Origin of the sequence: Terrabacter sp. NPDC000476 (genome assembly GCF_040300125.1) — a bacterium.
GTDB lineage: Bacteria > Actinomycetota > Actinomycetes > Actinomycetales > Dermatophilaceae > Terrabacter.
Genome location: NZ_JBEPDF010000003.1, coordinates 365,580 through 385,674 on the forward strand (window position 1 = coordinate 365,580; position 20,095 = coordinate 385,674).

The 20,095-nt window shown below is 73.0% G+C and carries 14 protein-coding genes; 6 read left to right on the forward strand and 8 right to left on the reverse strand.

The genetic code is table 11. The features are described from left to right. Positions 1–12 precede the first annotated feature (12 nt). The 4 genes from ABT295_RS17720 to ABT295_RS17735 all read right to left on the reverse strand — a co-directional run bounded on the left by ABT295_RS17720 (position 13) and on the right by ABT295_RS17735 (position 7,101). Complete coding sequence (locus tag ABT295_RS17720) at positions 13–1,638, reverse strand: lipopolysaccharide biosynthesis protein (protein ID WP_352395714.1); 1,626 nt, start codon at positions 1,636–1,638, stop codon at positions 13–15. Then, positions 1,631–2,917 carry a protein kinase family protein gene (locus ABT295_RS17725; RefSeq protein ID WP_352395715.1) on the reverse strand — a complete coding sequence of 429 codons (1,287 nt, stop codon included), beginning with the start codon at positions 2,915–2,917 and terminating at the stop codon, positions 1,631–1,633. Before ABT295_RS17725 ends, ABT295_RS17720 begins: the two co-directional genes overlap by 8 nt. Continuing rightward, positions 2,910–4,634, reverse strand: coding sequence for a Wzz/FepE/Etk N-terminal domain-containing protein (locus ABT295_RS17730; protein ID WP_352395716.1), 1,725 nt, complete (start codon positions 4,632–4,634; stop codon positions 2,910–2,912). The genes ABT295_RS17725 and ABT295_RS17730 overlap by 8 nt, the downstream gene beginning before the upstream one ends. Before the next feature lie 106 nt (positions 4,635–4,740). Then, positions 4,741–7,101: a GumC domain-containing protein gene (locus ABT295_RS17735; RefSeq protein ID WP_352395717.1), complete on the reverse strand. Its 2,361-nt coding sequence runs from the start codon at positions 7,099–7,101 to the stop codon at positions 4,741–4,743. Positions 7,102–7,451: 350 nt separating this feature from the next. Between ABT295_RS17735 and ABT295_RS17740 the strand changes: the two genes are divergently transcribed. Beyond that, the gene (locus ABT295_RS17740) at positions 7,452–8,381 is read left to right on the forward strand and encodes a phosphatase PAP2 family protein (protein WP_352395718.1); all 930 of its coding nucleotides are present in this window, start codon (positions 7,452–7,454) and stop codon (positions 8,379–8,381) included. A 51-nt stretch (positions 8,382–8,432) separates the two neighbouring features. Here ABT295_RS17740 and ABT295_RS17745 read toward each other — a convergent pair whose 3' ends face one another. Continuing rightward, positions 8,433–9,305, reverse strand: a complete 873-nt coding sequence (locus tag ABT295_RS17745) for a sulfotransferase (protein WP_352395719.1) — start codon at positions 9,303–9,305, stop codon at positions 8,433–8,435. Between the two features lie 196 nt (positions 9,306–9,501). Between ABT295_RS17745 and ABT295_RS17750 the strand changes: the two genes are divergently transcribed. Beyond that, positions 9,502–10,512 (forward strand): glycosyltransferase, encoded by a 1,011-nt coding sequence (locus ABT295_RS17750; RefSeq protein ID WP_352395945.1) that lies wholly within the window; start codon positions 9,502–9,504, stop codon positions 10,510–10,512. Positions 10,513–10,584: 72 nt separating this feature from the next. Here ABT295_RS17750 and ABT295_RS17755 read toward each other — a convergent pair whose 3' ends face one another. Further along, complete coding sequence (locus ABT295_RS17755; RefSeq protein WP_352395720.1) at positions 10,585–11,652, reverse strand: glycoside hydrolase family 26 protein; 1,068 nt, start codon at positions 11,650–11,652, stop codon at positions 10,585–10,587. 176 nt (positions 11,653–11,828) lie between these two features. Between ABT295_RS17755 and ABT295_RS17760 the strand changes: the two genes are divergently transcribed. Both ABT295_RS17760 and ABT295_RS17765 read left to right on the forward strand, forming a co-directional pair. Further along, positions 11,829–12,737, forward strand: a complete 909-nt coding sequence (locus ABT295_RS17760; RefSeq protein WP_352395721.1) for a sulfotransferase — start codon at positions 11,829–11,831, stop codon at positions 12,735–12,737. A gap of 261 nt (positions 12,738–12,998) precedes the next feature. Further along, positions 12,999–14,012: a GmrSD restriction endonuclease domain-containing protein gene (locus ABT295_RS17765; RefSeq protein WP_352395722.1), complete on the forward strand. Its 1,014-nt coding sequence runs from the start codon at positions 12,999–13,001 to the stop codon at positions 14,010–14,012. Positions 14,013–14,095: 83 nt separating this feature from the next. On the opposite strand, the gene ABT295_RS17770 is transcribed toward ABT295_RS17765, so the two are convergent. Further along, positions 14,096–15,052 (reverse strand): glycosyltransferase family 2 protein, encoded by a 957-nt coding sequence (locus ABT295_RS17770; protein WP_352395723.1) that lies wholly within the window; start codon positions 15,050–15,052, stop codon positions 14,096–14,098. 307 nt (positions 15,053–15,359) lie between these two features. Here ABT295_RS17770 and ABT295_RS17775 point away from each other — a divergent pair, with 307 nt between their 5' ends. Next, positions 15,360–19,286 (forward strand): PKD domain-containing protein, encoded by a 3,927-nt coding sequence (locus ABT295_RS17775; RefSeq protein ID WP_352395724.1) that lies wholly within the window; start codon positions 15,360–15,362, stop codon positions 19,284–19,286. 95 nt (positions 19,287–19,381) lie between these two features. Here the strand turns inward: ABT295_RS17775 and ABT295_RS17780 are convergent, their stop codons facing one another. Further along, positions 19,382–19,756, reverse strand: coding sequence for a hypothetical protein (locus ABT295_RS17780; RefSeq protein ID WP_352395725.1), 375 nt, complete (start codon positions 19,754–19,756; stop codon positions 19,382–19,384). Here ABT295_RS17780 and ABT295_RS17785 point away from each other — a divergent pair. Then, positions 19,749–20,069 carry a hypothetical protein gene (locus ABT295_RS17785; protein WP_352395726.1) on the forward strand — a complete coding sequence of 107 codons (321 nt, stop codon included), beginning with the start codon at positions 19,749–19,751 and terminating at the stop codon, positions 20,067–20,069. The two genes, ABT295_RS17780 and ABT295_RS17785, sit on opposite strands and share 8 nt — an antisense overlap. Positions 20,070–20,095: the final 26 nt, after the last annotated feature.

Below are 20,095 nucleotides of genomic sequence, written 5' to 3' on the forward strand. Positions count from 1 at the left end.
CGGCCTGCGGGCTCAGGACGCGGAGGGGCGCCGACCTCGACCACGCAGGGCGCCGAGCGCCGCGAGGTCGAGCGGTCCGCGGAAGACCCGCAGCCCCGCGAGCCACAGCAGCCCTCCGACGACGGCGGAGACGACGATGGCCGTCAGCCCCGAGCCGAGCGCCGCGCGCGTGAGGAGCGGCACGAGCAGGAACGACACGAGCACGAGGCCCACCGCGATGAGGGTCGCGCGGCCGAAGGGGTGCAGCTGCAAGGCGATCCGGGCCTGGGCGAGAGCGACGACGTTGCGCACCACGATCGCGCTCGCCCACCCGACGGCAGCGCCGAAGACGCCCCACGTCGGGATGAGCAGCACGTCGAGGCCGAACATCACGGCGGCCGCGACGACGGCGTTGGCAAGGTTCCAGCTCGTGTGACCGGCCATCATGATGATCGAGTCGACGGTGCCGCAGAGCGTCGACAGGAGCATCGCGAGCGACAGGACGACGAGCGTCGACTGGGCCGAGGTGTAGCCGGAGCCGAAGACGGCGAGCATCGAGTCGCGGTAGACGACGAGCATGAGGAACATCGGCCAGGTGAGGGTCACGAGCCACGCGGTCGAGGTCTGGTAGATCCGGCTCACGTCGGTGCGGTCGTCGCGGGCCATGCCCTCGGCGATCCTCGGGTCGCTCGCGTTGCCGAGGGCCGTGCCGAGCGTCTGCCCGACGACGACGAAGCGGGTCGCGGCGGTGTAGACGGCCGCGGCACCGGCGCCGGCGAGCGCACCCACGAGCACGATGTCGAGCCGCTGCATCGCGATCTGGAGGATGCTCGTGAGCGCGCGCGGCGAGCTGAAGGCCCAGAACTGCCTACCGACGCGGTGTGCGTCCGGCTCGTCCTGCGCGTCGCCGGCAGGCGGAGCCGTGGCGGCCGTCCCGGTGGCGTCGTGCCGCGCGGCGCGGGCCAGTCGACGCAGCCACGCGATCGCCGCCACCCCGGTCGCGAGGTAGGCGACCGACCAGCCGGCGCTCACCGCTGCGACGTGGAGGCCGAGCACGAGGGCCAGGGCGACGAGCAGCAGCTGGAGCACGGGGCGGCCGACGAGGGCCACGAGCATGTTCGGCCGCATCGTGCCGAGTCCCCGGGTGCCGGCGAGCGTGACGTTCTCGAGCGAGGCGAGGGGGATGAAGAGGCTGAGGACGCGCAGCACCGTCGAGCCGAGCTCGGCCTGGTCGGGCACCGTGATGCGGGCCAGCTCGGGCGCGGACACGAAGAGCCCGACGGCGAGCAGCACCGACACGACGACGACGGGCCGCAGGGCCGCGGACAGGTAGGCGCCGACGAGGTCGGTGCGCCCGAGCGCCCGGCACCGCGAGAGGAAGTAGACGAGCCCGACGTTGGAGCCGAGGTTGCCGACCACCACGGCGAGCAGGAAGAGCGAGGTGGTGGAGAAGAAGACACCGGCCTCGGCCTGGCTCAGCAGGCGCGTCACGACGACGGTGAGCGCGAACTGGGCCACACCCGTCACCGCGGCCCCGACGAGGTTGGCCGTGCCACCGCGCGCGATCCGGCGCAGGGCGGGGGAGGTGTCCTCGGCACCGGCGGCCGGAGGGGGGAGCGAGGGCTCGGAGCGCTCGGGGCTGACCGTCCGCTCAGCCACCACCGACGCCTCCCGCCCGCTCGAGCCCGACGCGGCGGAGCTCCCGCTCGAGGGCGCCGTCGAGGTCGGCGAGGGTGTCGCGCAGCCAGAGGTCGACCCGTGAGAGCCGGGTGCCTGTCTCGCCGTCCTGCAGGTAGCGGCACGTCGTCTCGAGCAGGTAGAGCGCCACCGTGAGGGCAGCCTGCTCGGTCGGCACACCGAACGCGCCGACGACGCCCGGCGCGGTCCGCACCAGCCGGTCGTAGGCCTCCCGCGGGTCGACCGACTGCAGGACGACGAGCTGCTGCAGGTCGAAGTGCACGGCATCGAGACCGAGGGGCACGTCCTGCTCGAACTGCTCCCAGTCCCACACGAGCACCGTCGGGCCGTCCATGGCGATGTTCCACGGCGCCCAGTCGGTGTGCCGGCAGCCGAAGGACAGGCTCTCGCCGCCACGGGACGTCACGAGGCGCCGGGCGGCGTCACGGAGCGCGTCGGTGGCGTCGCCGGCGGGAAGGCGCTCGATCCGGCCCTCGAGGTCCTTCCACCAGCGGCTCTCGCGCAGCAGGTGGTGGGCGACGCCCTGGCTCCGGGCGACCTCGACCATCGCGGCGCGCACGGCGTCCCGCTCGCCCGCCCACGGGCGCCCCTCGAGGGGTTCCTGCACGAGCACCTCGTGGCCCTGCCACCGGCCGTCGTGCAGCACGGTGGGCACCCGGAGGTGGGTCCACTCGTGGGTCCCGAGCAGGCGCAGGGCGGCCGCCTCGGTGCGCACGAGGGACGCCGAGAAGCCGGTCGTGCCGATCTTGGCGTAGCCGACCGTCGCACCGTCCGGCGAGAGCAGGTGGAGCACGGGCTTCTGCACGGCCCGCACGGGTCCGATCTTGAGGCTCACGGCGAGCGGTCGCCCCAGCGCCGACTCGAGGTGGCTCGCGACGTCGTCGACGACCGCGTCCGCCGGTGCCGTCACGACGAAGCCCTGGGGGAGCGCGCGCACGAGCCCGGCGGAGGCGAGCAGCCTCAGGCCGGTCGAGCGCAGGCGCGCCGCCGCGCCCGGGCCGTCCGTCAGCCGGGCGAGGGCCGCCGCAGCGGCCGCCCGCGGCGCGCGGGGCAGCAGGGCGCGGGGTCGGTCGGCGTTGGGCAGGGCGGCAAACCGGGCCACCCGCCGACCGCGCACGACCGTGCCCGGCCCGACCCGGCATACGACCGCGGGGTCGGGCCACAGGGTCCGCAGCATCTCGACGACGTAGTCCTCGCCCGGCCGCTCGGGCGGGGCCATGAGGGCGGGTTCGTCAGGCATCGCGTCGGCCGACGCCACGCGCGCCGGCCAGGGCGCCTGCGCCGTCCGCGGAGCCGTCGTCGGCCGCCGTCGCGGCGGACGGGCGCGAGGACGAGCGTCCGGCCGCGCCGCGCGAGCCACCCACCGAGGCGTCGTTGCCGGCGCCGCGTGAGCCCTCGTGCGCGCCGACCGCACCGAGGCGTCGCGGGAGCGCGACGAGGCCGATGTAGCGGATGCCGAGCCGGGCGGCGCGCTCGAGCGCCTCGCCGACCTCGGTGGCCCGTGTGCGCCGCTCCGTCACGACGAGCACCGTGGCGTCCGCGGCCATGCAGACCTCGTTGCCCTGCGACGTCGTGGCCGACGGGGCCGCGAGCAGCACGATGTCGAACTCGGCGCGCAGGTGCTCGACGACGAGGCGCATCCGGTCGCTCGCGACGAGGTCGGCGGGCTCACGCGTCGTCGTGCCGGACGGGAGGACGACGAAGCCCTGCGCGTCGCGCAGCGAGGTCGTGACGTCGCGCGCGAGGTCGGCGGCGGATGAGGCGGCGGCCCCGGCGGCGCGGTCCGCAGCCGAGGCCGGGGAGGCGGCGGCGTAGGGGTCGGCGTCGACGGGAGCGGCGAGCAGCTCCATGAGGCCGCCCGGGTGGTCGGCGCCCAGCACGCGGTCGAGACCGGCGGCCGGCGCGGTCGCGTCGACGACGACGACGCGGCGACCGGCGTCGGAGAGCGAGCGGGCGAGCTCCACCGTCGCGAAGCACGAGGTGCGCACGTGCACGTCGTCCGTCACCGGCGCGACGGCCAGCACGAGCGGCTCGTCCGTGGCGACGAGGACGCCGGCGCGGATCTGGCGGAACGCCTCGGTGCGGTCCTCGTCGTGGTCCTCGCCGCCTGCGGGGACCGAGCCGAGGATCGGCAGGCCCATGCTCGACGGGTCGACGGTGGCGCGGATGCGGTCGTCGGTGCGCTCGCGCCACACGGCGAGCGCCACGCCGAAGCCGAGTCCGAGCAGCGCACCGGCGAGCAGGAGCAGCACCGGGCTGATGCCGTTGGGCTTCGTCGGCGAGGACGCCGGGATGATGATGGCGCCGGGGTTCGTGTCGGTGGCGTTCGTCTCGCCGATGAGGTCCTGCGTGCTCGCGAGGCGGCTCGAGTAGAGCTGCACGCGCGCGACGGCCTGGGCCGTGGGGCGGTCGACCGAGGCGTCGGCCGTCGCCTCCTTGAGGTTGTCCTGGGCGACCTTCTCCTGCGTCTTCAGCTGGCGCAGCTCGCGGTCGAGCGTCTTCTGGGTCTCGGAGAGGCGGTACTGCAGGAAGCCCTTGGCGTAGGCCTCGGCGACCTGCTGCGCCTCCTGCGCGGTGTCACCCGTGAACGAGACCTGGACGATCTGGGTGTTCGTCGAGATGACGGCGTCGACGTCGGGCGAGGCCGCCGGGTAGTCCTTGCGCATCAGCTGCGAGACGTAGGCGGCGACGCCGGGCGAGTTGACCAGGCCGGCCTCCGTCTCCATCGCGACGGTGATCTGCTGCGCGTTCTTCGCCGAGTCGGGCGAGAGCGCGTTGCCCGGCGTCGGGCGCAGCAGCACCTGCGCGGTCGAGGTGTAGGTCGACGCGACGGAGAACGCGTAGGCGGCGACCGCCCCCACGACGAGCGCTGCGGTGAGCAGCACGATCGGCCAGCGCCGACGAAGGGCATCGCCCACCAACGAGGGTCGGGCGTCGTTCTGCGGCAAGGCCGTCACGGGTCCTCCTACGGGAAGCGTCTGGTCGACGTTCAAAGGTTAGGTTCGGGTGTCTCACGGGTGGTGCGGAATGCTGAAGTTGTGCGGTTGCGGTCCGTGGTCGGGCTCAGCGGGTGAGCACGACCCCCGCCAGCTCGTGCCCCGCGCTCGAGAGGCGCCGCATGGCGGCGCGGACGGCGCGGGTGCGGGTGACGGTGCGGGCGACGAGCACGACGGCTCCCGGACGGCCGGTGGGGTCCTCGCCGACGAGGCCGGACTCGCGCCAGGCCTCGAGCGAGCTGATGACGTCGCGGGCCTCTGCCGACCCGTCGACGTTGACGAGCACCGGGTCCGGGGCCTGGCGGAGCAGGGCGGCCGCGTGGTGGCGACTCACCGGTTCGTTGGCCCACTGCACCGCGAGCAGGGGCAGGCCGGTCTCGGCGAAGAGCCAGCGGCCCTGGCCCAGCCGGTGCGTGAGGGCCCGGCGGGCGAGGCCGATGCCGAGGCCGACGAGCAGGCCGACGAGCGCACCGCTGAGCAGGATGGAGCGCAGGCTCGTCTCCGAGTCGGTGGCGACCACCGGTCGCACGACGTCACCGCCCGACTGGAAGCTGTCGCTCGAGGCACGACCGATGCGCGAGTGCATGACGCCGGCCGTCGAGATGAGGCGCGCGCGGGTGTCGCGCATGGCCTGCACCTCGAGCGTGAGGTCGAGGGTCTGCTTGCCCTCGAGCGCCGCGAGCTGGTCCTCGAGCGCGTTGACCGAGGCGTCGAGGGATGCCGAGCGCGCACTCAGCACCTTGAGCACCGACTTCTGCAGCGACGAGAGCCGGTCGGCCCGTTGCTGGAGGATCGCGCTCTGCGCCGCCCTGGCACCCACGGCGGCGTCGCGCACGTCGAGCCCCTCGTAGCGCAGGTTGAGGATGCGGGTGTTCGGGTTGGCCGAGATGAAGACGTCGCGGGCGGTGACCGGGTGTCCCACGGCCTCCGACATCGCCGACAGCACGCGGTCGTCACGGGCCAGGAAGGCCTCGGTGTCCATCGTGCTCGGCGGTCCGTCGTCGGTGAGGTAGGCGGGCTCGGGCTCGAGGTAGACAGAGAGGGTCGCGACGCCGCGGCTCGTGTTCTGCGCGACGGTGAACCACGCGGCGGCGGTGCCGAGCACGGCGGCGACGAGCAGCACGGCGGTGTTCTGCTGGAGCAGGCGCAGGAACGAGGCGACGCTCTGCGACCCGGAGGCTCCGGGGTTGCCGGCCCGCTCGGCCTTGGCGTCGAGCTCGCGCCAGAGGAACGCGACGGCCACCATGACGGGGACCATCGCGATCCCGATGTAGTCGTAGATCGGCAGGGTGAGCAGGTGCGCGAAGAGCACGACGACGCCCACCGTGGCGGGCACGGTGCGGATGCGCAGCCCGCGCACGAACCAGCCGACGTAGAACGCGAGGTAGAAGAACAGGCCGACGAGGCCCTGCGAGAAGACGACGAGCCAGAGGTGCCCCTGGGTGCCCAGCGCCGGGGGCGAGCAGGAGGGGCACAGCCCGCTGTCGCCGCCGGCGATCGACAGGAAGCTGCCCTGCACGTCACGGGTCGTGCCGAAGCCGACGACCGGCGAACCGGTCGTGACGCTCTCGACCGTCGCCAGGCCGAGGTTGCTGCGGGTGCTCTCGCTCATGCCGTTCGCGAGCCGGAAGGCGATCATGTCGCCGGCCGGGGTCAGCACGAGCAGGGCGCCGAGCACGAGCCCGCCCGCCACGAGCAGGGCCAGGACGCCGACCCGGCCACGCAGGGCCGAGAGGACGGCGACGAGGACGGCCGCGCCGACGAGGACGAGCCACAGGCCGCGGTTGAGCGAGGCGACGGCCGGCACGAGCGCGAGCAGGAGCAGCGGCGGTGCCCAGCTGCGTCGCCACCCGGCCTCGGCGCCGAACCACGCGTGGATGAAGAACGGCACGAAGACCGCGAAGTTGAGGCCCCAGATGTTGGCGTAGCCGAACGGTGCGCTCGGCCGTGGCGCCGAGATCGAGTTCATGTTGTCCTGCACCACGGCCGGGTGGATCAGGAAGTTGACGAAGGGCTGGCTGGCGACGCGGTGCGGCAGCACCGCCTCGAGCAGCGACGGGAAGTCGAGGTGCGGGGCGAGCATCCCGATCCAGCCGCCCGCGGCGATGGTGAGGAACATCCACGAGAGGATGCGGCTGACCCGCCAGGTCGGCAGCTCGTGCCGCAGGTTGCCGACGTAGAGCAGCGTCACCGTGGCGGTGACGTACCACGAGAGCCGGAAGGCCCACGTGAAGTAGCGGCCGGACGAGTAGCCGGGCACGGCTCCCGGTGCGTTCACCTGGAGCACGACGACGCCGAGGGCGACCCACACGAGGATCAGGGCCCACCAGCCGAAACCCTTGGGAACGCTGAGCGCCCGACGGCGGGCCAGCTCGACGAGCATGAAGACCGCGGCCAACGGGCCGACGAAGGCGGAGATGCCCAGCACCCACCAGAGCGGGAAACCGCACAGGGCGACCGCGAGCGGCCAGCCGGGGCCGAGCCAGGCGGAGGTCCGGTGGCGCGACCGCGGGGCCGGGGGCCCGGCCGGGGACTCGGTCCGAGGCGTGGTCGGACCAGCGCCCGGGGGCGCGGTGGGGGAGGGCCGGGCAGACCTGCGCGCAGCCGTCATCACCGAACCGGACACACCGTCCCCCTGCCATCTCCCATGTCACGCCCGCAGCGCCTCTGCGCCAATCTCGTCCGTGACTCCCGGGTTCAACGTTAATCTGCAGTCGGGGGCGACCGGGGTGAATCGCAGAAACCGGGCGCTGGGTTTCCGGATTCCGGAGGGGTGCGATGAACGGTGCCGTGCTGGTGGGGGTCGTCTCGTTGGTGGTCGTCGCGGCGGTGGGCCTGGCGGCCGTGGTCACCGCGCCCCAGTGGCGAGAACCGTCGTGGTGGCGGTCGACCCGCCACCGCACCTCCGTGGTCCTCGACACCGCGGTGGAGCAGCTCGGCCGCCTGGTGACGGCGTTCGTCGTCGTGCTGGCCGGCGGTGGACTCGTCGTCGCCGTGCTGTGGCCCGTCGGGTGGCCGATCAAGCTGACCGAGCAGTCGTTCGACGTGCCGGTCTACGAGTGGTGGGTCGCCCGGGTGGCGGACGCCCCCGGCTGGTGGTCGCGCAGCTGGCTCACCCTGACGAACATCGGTGGGCTCACCCAGACGCAGACCCTGACGGCGGTCTTCGCCGTCGTCCTCGCCGTCCTGTGGCGCGTGCTGTGGCGCCGGCGGCAGTGGTGGGTGCCGCTCGTCGTGCTCCCCGTCGGCTACGTCCTCGAGAAGACGTTGCAGGACCTGCTCAAGCTCGTCGTCGACCGCGGTCACCCGCCGACGACGCTCGGCTCGTTCCCGAGCGGCGGCTGCGCGAGGGTCGTGCTCGTCTACGGCCTCATCGTCTTCCTGCTGCTGTGGGGCGCGCGGGTGCGCGACCGTCGCGTGTGGGTCGCCGGCGGCGCGTTCGTCGCCGTGTGCGCGACGATCCAGGCGTACGCACGCACCTTCAACCTCGAGCACTGGGTGACCGACGTCGCGGCCGGTCTCGTCTTCGGGCTCATGCTCCTCGTCACCATGGTCGTGACCGTCGTCGTGCTCGACCGGGACGCGCCGCGCCAGGACGTTCCGCGCCGGGACGTTCCGCGCCGTGACGAGGTGGCGTCGCACGAGGCGCCGGCGCACCACGACTCGGACGGGGACGACGAGCGGGTCAGCGAGCGCGTCGCCCGCTGATCCGCGTCACCGTGCGACCGTGGCACCGCCCCCGCGGGGGCGGTGCCACGCTCAGACGGAGATCCAGCCCGGCTGGCGGCCGAGCAGCTCGGTGAGGGCGCGGTCGTGCGGGGCGTAGTGCTCGACGAGTCGAGCGCGGGCCTCCTCGGGCATCGGCTTGCTCGGGCGCGCGTTGAACTGGTCGAAGCGCGCCGGCAGGTAGTCCTCGAGACCGAGGAAGCGCGTGAGGTCGCGGTACTGCTCGGCGGGCTGGGCGAAGTACGACTCGCTGTCGCAGACGAAGACCTGCTCGCGCGGGAAGTGGGCGAACACCCGCTCGAGCTGCTCGGCATACTGCCCGCGGGCCCGGTAGGCGTGGTGGCGGTGCGCGTGGCTCTCGTACGTCGGGTCCGCCGCCATGCGCTCCACCTCGCCCTCGAGGCGGGCGTCCTCGAGCTCGAGGGCCCGGACGAAGTCGGGCTCGGTCTCGAACCCGCGGGCGAACTCGTGCTTGTAGGCCGAGAAGGCGCGCTCCACGGGGTCGCGGAGCATGGCGACGAGCTTGACGTCCGGGAGGTCCTTCGCGATCCGCTCGATCGCGAAGGGGTGGAACATGTAGTACGTGCAGGCCTCGAAGACCTGGGGCTCGCCGTGGCGGAGCGTGCGCAGGCGCGCCAGCCCCCGCACGGGGAAGTTGCCGCGGTACCAGTCGATCCCACGCTCGGGGTAGAGCGAGTAGTAGTCGATCCCCTTCTCGATCCCCGGCCGCAGCACCTGCGGGTGCTCGGCGATGTTCTTGAAGAGCGACGTCGTGCCGCACCGCTGCCCGCCGATGACGATGAAGTCGGGGAGGGCCCGGAACGACCGGGTCGCCTGACCGAGGCGCGCGTATGCCGCCCGGCTCAGTCCGTGGAGAGGCTTGGGCACGTGGGTTCTCAGCTGCATGGGTTCGGTCCTGTCGCGACGTCGATCGGTCTGACAGAGGACGGACGACACGAAGCGGGCCCCCCGGCTCCACCACCAGTGATCAGGAATATAGGCGAGGAACCATGCGGTCTCAGCGGTTTCGGCGATATGCGAACGGCGCTGCCCTACCGTTGGGGCGAGGAACGACCGGGGGAGGCGCAGGGCGTTGACGGGCATGCAGCTGTGGGACGGTGGCCGCGGCCGCCGCGGGGGGCGGGACCGCGCCGCGGTGCGGCGAACCCTGCTCGTGGCCTCCACGGGTGGCCACCTCGAGGAGCTGACGCGCCTGCGACGGCGCATGCCCTCGCTCGGCGAGGTCGAGTGGGCCACCTTCGACGACGCCCAGTCGCGGTCCCTGCTCGCCGGTGAGACCGTCCACTACGTGCGCTACATCGCCCCGCGCGACCTCGCGGCGACGCTCGCCGTGAGCCGCGAGGCCCTGCGGATCGTGCGGCAGGGGGGCTACGACCTCGTCGTGTCGACGGGCGCGGCCATCGCCGTGCCCTTCCTCGGCGCTGCACGCGCCCTGGGCCGCTCGTCGCACTACGTCGAGAGCGCGGCGCGGTCGCAGGGCCCGAGCCTCACGGGGCGCCTCGTGTCGCGGCTGCCCGGGCTCCGGCTCTACACGCAGTATCCCGGCTGGGCCGACGATCGGTGGCGCCACGGGGTGTCGCTGTTCGACGCCTACGAGGCCGAGGACTCGGCCCGGCCCCTGGCCCGTGCGCAGCGGGTCGTCGTGACGCTGGGGACGATGAGGACCTACGGATTCCGTTCTGCCGTCGAGGCGCTCGTCGACGTGCTGCCCGACGTCATCACCCCCGACGCAGAGGTGCTGTGGCAGTTCGGCTGCACCGACGTCTCGGGGCTCCCCGTCGACGGGCGCGCGTCGGTGCCCGCCCAGGAGATGCGCGAGGCCGTCGAGGCAGCCGACCTCGTCATCGCCCACGCGGGCATCGGGTCGGCGCTGTCGGCCCTCGACGCCGGTCTCTGCCCGGTGCTTCTGCCTCGGCGTGCGGCGCGGGGTGAGCACGTCGACGACCACCAGCTGCTCATCGCCGAGGACCTCGGCGCGCGCGGCATCGCCGTCTCGCGCGACCCGCGGTCGCTGACGGCGGACGACCTGCGCCGGGCCCTCGCCACGCGGGTGAGGCTCGGGGTGCCGGCGGCCTTCGAGCTGACCCGCTGACGACGCCGCGGCGGGCGGCACCCGAGCCGCGGGCTCGGGACAGCCGGCGCCGGCCCGGGCCGGCGCCGGGCCTCAGGGGACCTGGGTCTGGCTCAGCCGCGGCGAGGTGAGCAGGGTGTCGACGCCGGCCTGGACGGGGGCCTCCTCCGAGAACCGGTAGTCGCAGATGTTGTTGCCCGTGTGGTCCCAGAGGCCGACCGCCTTGATCTGCGGGTAGCGGCTCAGGGCCGACTCGATGTCGCGGTACCAGGCGGCCCGGCGGTCCGGGTTGCTCGGATCCTTGACCGAGCCCGACTCGCTGATCATCTGGGGCTTGGAGAGGTCGATGCCGACGCGGGCCCCGTTCTTCGTGAGCCAGTCGTGGAAGACGAGCAGGGCCGCCTCGAAGCTCTTCCAGCGCGAGGGGTCGAGACGGCCGGCGCGGCAGCCGGCCGGGTTGTAGGACTCCCAGCTCACCCAGTCGACGACGTCGTTGCCCGGCCAGAACTGCTCCACGCGGTCGAGGCTCTCGCTCGCACCCGTGACGACCCACACCCACACGGCGTTCGTCGTCCCGGCCGCGGCGAAGACCTCGTGCACGTGACGCCACGCCTCGACGTAGTCGGCGCCCGAGCCGCGCGGCTGCTTCGTCCCGTTGTCGGGCTCGTGGTCGAAGGTGACCCACACCGGCACCTTGAGACCGGCGATGCCCTTGGCCTGCGCCGTCAGCTGGGCGTCCACGACGCCGTCGGCCACCTCGCGCCAGGTGTAGGTGCGGCCGTTCTTCTGGTGCTGGCGCGTGCCGATGGCGACGTGCAGCAGGCGGCCGGCGTCGACCACCGACCGGTCCACCTCGTCGGGGATCGCGGCATCGAGGTCGTGGAAGCGGTAGACGAAGTCGTACGGACGGGCGGCCGCGGCGTCGGCGGCCGCGAGCGAGCTCGCGGTCGGGTCGGGGGGCGTGACCCCGAGGAGCACGCCGCAGGCCGGCACGAGCTGGGCCGAGACGGCGCACCGCGCGGACGCCGTGGGCGCCGCTGTCGGCTGCTGTTCTGCGCTGCAGGCGGCGAGGGCCACGGTGGTGACTGCGAGGGCCGCCACGGGCAGCCGTCGGCGGCGGTGTCGGCCGCGGACGGGTGTGCTGCTGCTGGCGAAGGCCACGAGGTCTCCCCTACCTGGATAACGGCGTCGGAGGAGTTCCGCGCGTGCGTGTCACATGGGGTTGAAGTATAGGCAGGCAGAGGTGGGCCAATGTGGCGCAATCGCAATGCCGCCCGCAATCCGCGGGCGTTCCCTAGGATCGTCTCGAACGCGTGATCCCGGGGGAGGCAGATCGGATGGACCGTCATGGTGCAGTTCTCGTCAGCGGCATGCCGCGATCGGGCAACACGTGGGTGGCCCGGTTGCTGGCGACGGCGCCGGGAACCGCGCTGACCGGTCGTGAGCCGATGAACCCGCGCGGCCGGCAGTACGCCCTCGGGCGCACGCTGCCCGGCTGGGCGAGCCTCGAGTCACTGACGCCGCGACAGACGCGCGCGCTGCGCTCGGCCTACCGCGGCACGAACCCGTGGGTCTACAGCCGCTACGGCAGGCGCCAGTGGGCGGCGGTGCTGCCCGGCACCCGCAACATCCTCAAGGACCCCTTCGCGATGCTGAGCCTGCCGGCCGTCGCCCGTGCCACGGGGGCGTCGACGGTGCTCGTCTACCGGCACCCCGGCGCAGCCCTCGTCAGCTACCGGCGGATGGGCTGGCAGCCGGACCTCGAGGAGCTGGCGCCCGTGGTCCGCGCCCACAACGCGAGGGCGTCGCGCGCGCACCCGGCGGACGAGCAGCCGCGTCCGGGCGAGGTCGACGAGCCGGAGGCGATGGGCCGCTTCTGGAACGCGCTCTACGGGATGGCGCTCAACGACGCCGCGAGGGTGCCCGGTCTGCTCGTCGTGTCGCACGCCGAGCTCGCGGCCGGCGGCGAGCGTGCGGCGCGTCGGCTCTTCACGGCCCTGGGTCTCGAGTGGTCGGCGGAGTCGGACGCCGAGCTGAGGCAGGAGACCGGAGCGGTCGACTCCGGCGAGCTGCACAACTTCCACCGCAAGCCGAGCGAGGTCGCCGAGTCGTGGCGTGCCCGGCTCGCGCCGGGAGAGCTGGAGACCATCGAGTCCGTCACGAGCGACGTGCGGGCCCGGCTCGACGCCGCTCGTTTCGTGCTCGACGTGCCCGCCGACGAGCTGTCGGCGGGCCCGCGGTCCTGACCGGGCCGGCCGACCGGCACCTGCGCGGCCGGTGCCGGCGACGGGCCCCTCGGCGGGAGTTGCCGTTTCAGCCTCGGCGTCGGTGGCGCTGTCGTACGCTCGAAGTCGCTGCGACGAATGGGGGAGCACGTGCGAGGAACTGCCCGCGGGGGCCTGGGCGGCCGATTGGTCCTGGCGGCTGTCGGCGGGTCTCTCGTCGTGGTCGCCGGCTGCACCCCGTCCGGCTCCGGGGGGTCGACGGGGGCGACCGGTCAGACGTACGTGCCTCCGACCTACTGGACCCCCACCGCGGCGCCGCGCGAGACGATCACCGCCGACCCGGCTCCGGTCGTGCTGCCTCCGCCGAAGGCCGGCTCGGCCCTGGCCCTGCTGGCACGCCTCAAGACCGCCGACCCCGGGCCCGTCACCGGGTTCTCCCGGGCCCGCTTCGGTGCGATCGACCTCGACGTCGACGGCAACGGGTGCGACACCCGCAACGACGTGCTCCGTCGCGACATGACCAAGCTCGTGCTCGCCGCCAAGAGCAATGGCTGCTCCGTGCTGCGCGGCAGCCTGCGTGACCCGTACACCGGCAAGACCATCGCCTACGTCCGCGGGCCGAAGACCTCAAAGGCCGTGCAGGTCGACTACGTCGTCCCCCTGCGCGAGGCGTGGCGGTCCGGCGCAGCCGCCTGGACGGCGAGCAAGCGCGCCGCCTTCGCGAACGACTCGCTCGACCTGGTCGCCGTCGACGCGGCGGCCGCCCGGGAGCGGGCGAGCGAGCCGCCCGGCTGGCAGCCGGCGAACAAGGCCTACCGCTGCGCCTTCGCCGCCCGCCAGATCACCGTCAAGGCCCGGTACGGGCTGAGCGTCGACGCCCGCGAGCGCGCCACCCTCGAGTTCGTGCTCCGGCCGTGCCGCGACGAACTCGCGACGAAGACCGTCCCCTTCCGTCTGGGCGGTGGCCGCGAGGAGAAGTCGCCGCAGCAGATCGCCAACGAGAAGGCCAAGGCCGCGGCCGAGGCCAAGGCCGCGGCGAACGCCCGGGCCAAGGCCGAGGCGCGGGCGAGGGCCAAGGCGGCCCGGGTCAAGGCGCGCGCGGCTGCGGCCGCGCAGGCCAAGGCCAGGGCCCTGGCCACCGCCCAGGCCAAGGCGGCCGCCCGCGCCAAGGCCAGGGCCGCCGCGAAGGCGAAGGCAAAGGCTGCTGCCGCTGCCAAGGCGAAGGCCGCTGCCGCAGCGAAGGCGAAGGCCGCCGCCGCGGCGAAGGCGAAAGCCACTGCTACGCAGTCGAACTGACGCGCCGCCCGTCGGGCCGACGGGCGCGCACGAAGGGGTGGCCCGCCGCGGCGGGCCACCCCTTCAGGCGTCTCGGGCGGGGCTCAGATGCCATGCCCGCGCTTGTTGAGCGTCTCGGTCACCACCCGGGCCGGCACCCCCGCGGCGACGGCGAGCGCGAGGTACGCCCGCGGCTCGTGCCAGTTGGCGCGGAGCGCGACGCCTGCGTGCTGCAGGGCGCGGCGACGCTGCCCGACGGCGGCGTTGCCGAACGCGAGCTTGCCGTGCATGAGCCCCAGGCCCGTCGCGGACGCCGAGAACTCGGGGTGGTGGTCGATGAGCCACTGGTGGGCCTCGTTGCGGTCGAACCAGGCGTCGTTGAAGTAGGAGCTGGCGCCCCACACGACGAGGACGTAGGGCACGTCGATGTGCACGACCGGGCACACGCGCGCCGCGCGGATGAGCAGGTCCCAGTCCTCCGCCATGCTCTTGGGCAGGGTCTCGTCGACGAGCCCGAACTGCTCGAGCGCGGCCACGCGCCGGAAGACGAAGGCCGACGAGTGGAGCATCGCCATGCGCGACCGTGCGAGGTGGTCGAGCGTCACCTCGTCGACGCCGGCGAGCCGGTCGGTCGTCTGCCCCTGCCACGTCACCCGCATGGCGGTCGTGCAGAAGACGGCGTCAGGCCGTGACTCGAGCAGCGCGACCTGTGCCTCGAGCTTCCCGGGCAGCCACTCGTCGTCGTCGTCGCAGAAGGCGACGTAGGGCGTGTCCAGCTCGAGGATGCCGGTGTTGCGCCCACCGGCGAGGCCGGGAGTACGGGCATTCGTGACGACACGGACACGCCGGGCGTCGTCCGCCCGTTCGAGCGAGAGGTCGGGCTCGCTCTGGTCGAAGACGACGACCACCTCGATGTCGCCGGCGTAGTCCTGCTCGAGGATGGAGGCCAGGGCCGCCCGGAGCGGGCCGGGGCGGTCACGTGTCGCGACGACGACGCCCACGCTCGGCCGGCGACCCGGAACTTCTTGCTGCAGAGCCTCGTTCGAGCGACTCTCCTCCACGTGTGCTTCCCCCGCCGTCTCCGTGCGCCACGCAGGCGCGACCTGTGTCGTCGCCTTACAGTGGCACGCGGGCCTCGGCGATGTGCGCGGTTTGCGTCAGCTGCCCCCGTCGAGGACCCAACTGCGCAAAGCCCGAACAGGGATGCTCCGGACGGATTACATTCCTGTTGGGGAAGTGCGGGATGGGGGACGTCGGGCGGCTCGGGGGAGTCGGCCGCGACATCACGTGGCCACCCCTGACACCGGGCGGCATCAGTCTCGCCCGGCTTCGCCTAGAGGGGGAGTACAGATGCACAAACTGCGTAACATGGCCGCTGCCGCCGTCGGCATGGCCATCGGCCTCGTGGCCGCGGGAGGCCCGGCCGCGGTGGCCGTGCAGCCGCCGGCGCCGCCACCGACGCCGAGCTCCATGGTCAACGCCGTCCCGGCGGCGAACACGCCGTCCGTCGACGACGGTGACGTCCGCGCCATCGCCAAGGTGGGCTCCACCATGGTGATGGGTGGCAACTTCACGAGCGTCAACGGCCAGGCCCGCAGCCGGGTGGCCGTCTTCAACCCGAGCACCGGCGCACTCTCCGGCTTCAACCTCGCCTTCAACGGCGAGGTCGACTCCATCGTGCCCGGCCCGACGACCGACACGGCCTACGTCGGTGGCAGCTTCACGCAGGTGGGCACCGCGGCGATCAAGAACGTCGCGCTCGTCAACCTGACGAGCGGCACCGTCGTGAGCTCCTTCGTCACCCCGGGCTTCGGCTCCTGGGGCAACATCAACGACATGGTCAAGGTGGGCAACCGCCTCGTCGTCGCCGGCAACTTCACCGTGGTGGGAGGGCGGGCCCACGCCGGCATCGCCGCGCTCAACGCGACCACCGGAGCCGTCGACCACACGTGGATGAACATCCAGTTCGCCGGCCACCACAACAACACGGGCAGCGGAGCCCAGGGCCCGGTCGGACCGTGGAACCTCGACGTCAGCCCGTCCGGCGACCGCATCGTCGCGATCGGCAACTTCCGCACGGCCGACGGCCTCGACCGTGACCAGGTCGCGCAGATCACGACGACCGGTGCGACGGCGGTCGTGACGCCCGACTGGCAGACCAACCGCTACAACCCCTACTGCTTCAACTGGGCCTTCGACTCGTACGTCCGTGGCGTGTCGTACTCGCCCGACGGCTCGTACTTCGTCGTCGCGGCGACGGGAGGTGGCGTCGCGAACACGTTGTGCGACGCCGCAGCTCGCTTCGAGACGTACGCGACGGGCTCCGACATCCAGCCGACGTGGGTCAGCGAGACCGGCGGCGACACGATGTGGGGCACCGAGATCACCGACAACGCGGTCTACGTCGGCGGTCACCAGCGGTGGGGCAACAACCCCTACGGCAGTGACACCCCCGGCCCCGGCGCCGTGCCGCGGCCCGGCCTCGTGGCGCTCGACCCCGTGAGCGGCCGTCCGCTGCAGTGGAATCCGGGACGCAACCCCCCGGGCAAGGCGGTCTACGCCGTCCTGGCGACCTCCGAGGGCCTGTGGATCGGCTCGAACACCGACTACGTCGGCAACTTCCGCTACCTCCGCAAGAAGATCGCGCTCTTCCCGTACGCGGGTGGCGCGCAGCTCGCGCAGACGAACGTCGGCGCCCTCCCGGGCAGCGTCTTCATGGGCGGTCCGGTCGGCGGCGCCACGAGCACCAACGTGCTGTACCGCGTCAACGCCGGTGGCGGCGCGATCGCCGCCATCGACAACGGTCCCGACTGGGCCGACGACAGCGGCTCGAGCCCGCTGCACAACGACGGCAGCAACGCGGCCGGCTGGGGCAGCGGCGCGGCGATCGACCCGTCGGTGCCGAGCTCGACCCCGTCGTCGATCTTCGACAGCGAGCGGTGGGACCCGGGCGACGCCAACGAGATGCGGTGGACGTTCCCGATCGCGGCGGGCACGGACGTGCAGGTGCGGCTCTACCTCGCCAACCGCTGCGGGTGCACCAGCGCCGTCGGATCGCGCGTCTTCAGCGTCAGCGCGAACGGCAGCCCCTGGCTGACGAACTACGACATCGTGGGCGACGTCGGTGACCAGAAGGGGACGATGAAGTCCATCAACCTCACGGTGCCGGCCAGCGGCCAGGTGACGCTCGACTTCACGCACGTCGTGGAGAACCCGCTCGTCAACGGCATCGAGATCGTCCGGGCCGGTGTCCCGACGCCGCCGCCTGCGGCGTCCGACACGCTCAGCCGCGTCGGTCTCACCGCGACGGCTGCCTCGTCCGCACCGGAGCCCGCCGCCGACGGTGGCATCGCGTGGTCGAACACGCGGGGCGCCTTCATGGTCGGCAACAAGGTGTTCTACGCGCAGACCGACGGCTACCTCTACTCGCGCACCTTCACGGGCACGACGTGGGGGCCCGCGGTGCAGATCAACCCGTACCACGACCCGGCCTGGGCGACGGTCGACAACCACCTCGGTGGCACGTTCGACGGCAACCTGCCGACGCTCTACGGGCAGATCCCGAACCTGACCGGCATGTTCTACAACGCAGGTCGGCTCTACTACACGCTCTACGGTGACAGCCGGCTCTTCTGGCGCTGGTTCTCGCCCGACAGCGGGATCGTCGACGAGCGCACGAACGTCGCCCCCAGCTCCGTCGACCTGCGCAACGTGCGTGGCATCTTCGTGGCCGGAGACAGCGTGTACTTCGCCTCGCGCACCGACAGCACGCTCTACAAGGCGGGCTGGGACGGGGCGTCCGTCACGGGGAGCCCGGTCGCGATCAGCGGCCCCGCGGTCGACGGCACGTCGTGGTCGAGCCGGTCGATGTTCCTCTTCGCCGGGCCGCCCCTCAACCAGGCGCCCAAGGCGGCGTTCGGGTCGTCGTGCTCCGGTGCGACGTGCGGCTTCGACGCCTCGGCGTCGAGCGACTCGGACGGCACGATCGCCTCGTACGCGTGGGACTTCGGTGACGGCAGCACGGGCTCGGGCAAGACGCCCTCGCACCCGTATGCCGCCTCGGGGACCTACTCGGTGAAGCTGACGGTGACCGACGACAAGCGTGCCACCGGCACGCTGACGAAGGACGTCGTCGTGACGGTCCCGGTCAACCAGGCGCCGACGGCGGCGTTCGGGTCGTCGTGCTCCGGTGCGACGTGCGGCTTCGACGCCTCGGCGTCGAGCGACTCGGACGGCACGATCGCCTCGTACGCGTGGGACTTCGGTGACGGCAGCACGGGCTCGGGCAAGACGCCCTCGCACCCGTATGCCGCGTCGGGGACCTACTCGGTGAAGCTGACGGTGACCGACGACAAGGGTGCCACCGGCACGCTGACGAAGGACGTCGTCGTGACGGTCCCGGTCAACCAGGCGCCGACGGCGGCGTTCGGGTCGTCGTGCTCCGGTGCGACGTGCGGCTTCGACGCCTCGGCGTCGAGCGACTCGGACGGCACGATCGCCTCGTACGCGTGGGACTTCGGTGACGGCAGCACGGGCTCGGGCAAGACGCCCTCGCACCCGTATGCCCCGTCGGGGACCTACTCGGTGAAGCTGACGGTGACCGACGACAAGGGCGCCACCGGCACGCTGACGAAGGACGTCGTCGTGACGGTGCCCTCGAGCAGCACGACGTTCGTCGGGGCGAACCACTCGGCTCCCGGCGCGGCCAAGTTCAAGGCCGCGGCGGTGCCGACGGGGACCCAGGCCGGTGACCTGATGCTCCTGATGTTCTCGCGACCGACGGTGGCCACCTTCTCGGGGCCGACCGGCGTGACCGGCTGGACCCAGGTGGCGACGGTCACCAACGGCTCGGTCACCTCGACCGTGTGGCGCAAGAGCGCCGACGCGGCGGACGTGGGCAAGACGGTGCGGTTCGACGACCCGAGCACCTACCGGCTCGGCACGCTCGACCTCGCGGTCTACCGCGGTGCGGACGCCACCAGCGTGCGTGCGGTGAGCGCGGTCGACGTGGGGCAGAGCTCGCACACGACGCCCGCGATCGCGGTCTCGGCGGGTGACTGGGTCGTGTCGCACTGGGCCGGCCTGACGTCGGCGGTGTCGCCGTGGACCCTGCCCTCGGGCATGGTCGTGCGTGACCACCTCGAGGACCCGAGCGGTGCCTACCGCTACGAGTCGCTCACGGCCGACCCGGGTGCGGTCGTCACGTCGGGCGGCACGTCCGCCGGGGTGACCGCCACGACGGTCAACAAGTCCGACCGTGAGGTCATGTGGTCGATCGCCTTCGGGCAGTCGTGACCACCGGTGCCGGGGGGTGCCCGCCCAGGCGGGCGCTCCCCGGCACCTCTTCTCCGTGAACAGCACCAGACGTCGGGGGGACGCAGCATGAGAGCTCAGCGAGTCACACGTCGGTCGGCCGTCGCCTCGGCCCTGGTCCCGGTGGCGGCACTCGCGCTGCTCACCGGGTGCAGCAGCACGGCGGGCGACGCCGTGGCCGCAGCCGGCGGCCCGGCGTCGTCCACACCGGCAGGCACGCCCGTGGCCGCTGGCACGACCGCGACCGGGCGGCCGGACGGTGCGGCGTCGGCCACCGAGCCGGCGCCGTCGTCGGCCCCGGCCACGCGACCGGGCACGAGGCCGACGGCACCTGCCACCCCGGCGCCGACCAAGCCGGTGGCGGGCCCGGGGGTGGCTGCGGCCGGTGACCAGACCTCGGTGCTGAACCGCTTGCCGGGCAGCGCGTCGTCGTCCTGCGCGACCGTGGGCACGCAGACGGACGTCCGCTCCGGATCGCTGGCGGTCGGCAACTTCGCGCAGGCCCGGGCCGCCGTCGCCAAGGGCGCGGTCAACGGCGCCGAGGTCAGCTTCTACGTCGTGCCCGCCGACGGTGCCGCGATGCCCGGCGTCCGGCTCAAGGCGACGTCGCCGACCGGGGCCGTGCGGACCGTGTCCTCGACCCAGGTCGAGCAGGCCGACACGTGGTACTACTACCGCGTCGCGCTCCCGGTGCGCGACCGCGGCAGCTGGCGCCTGGAGTTCACCGCGGGCGCCGACACGGGCTGCTACCGCGTCACGTTCTGAGCGGCCGCCGACAGGCCCTGCCGCAC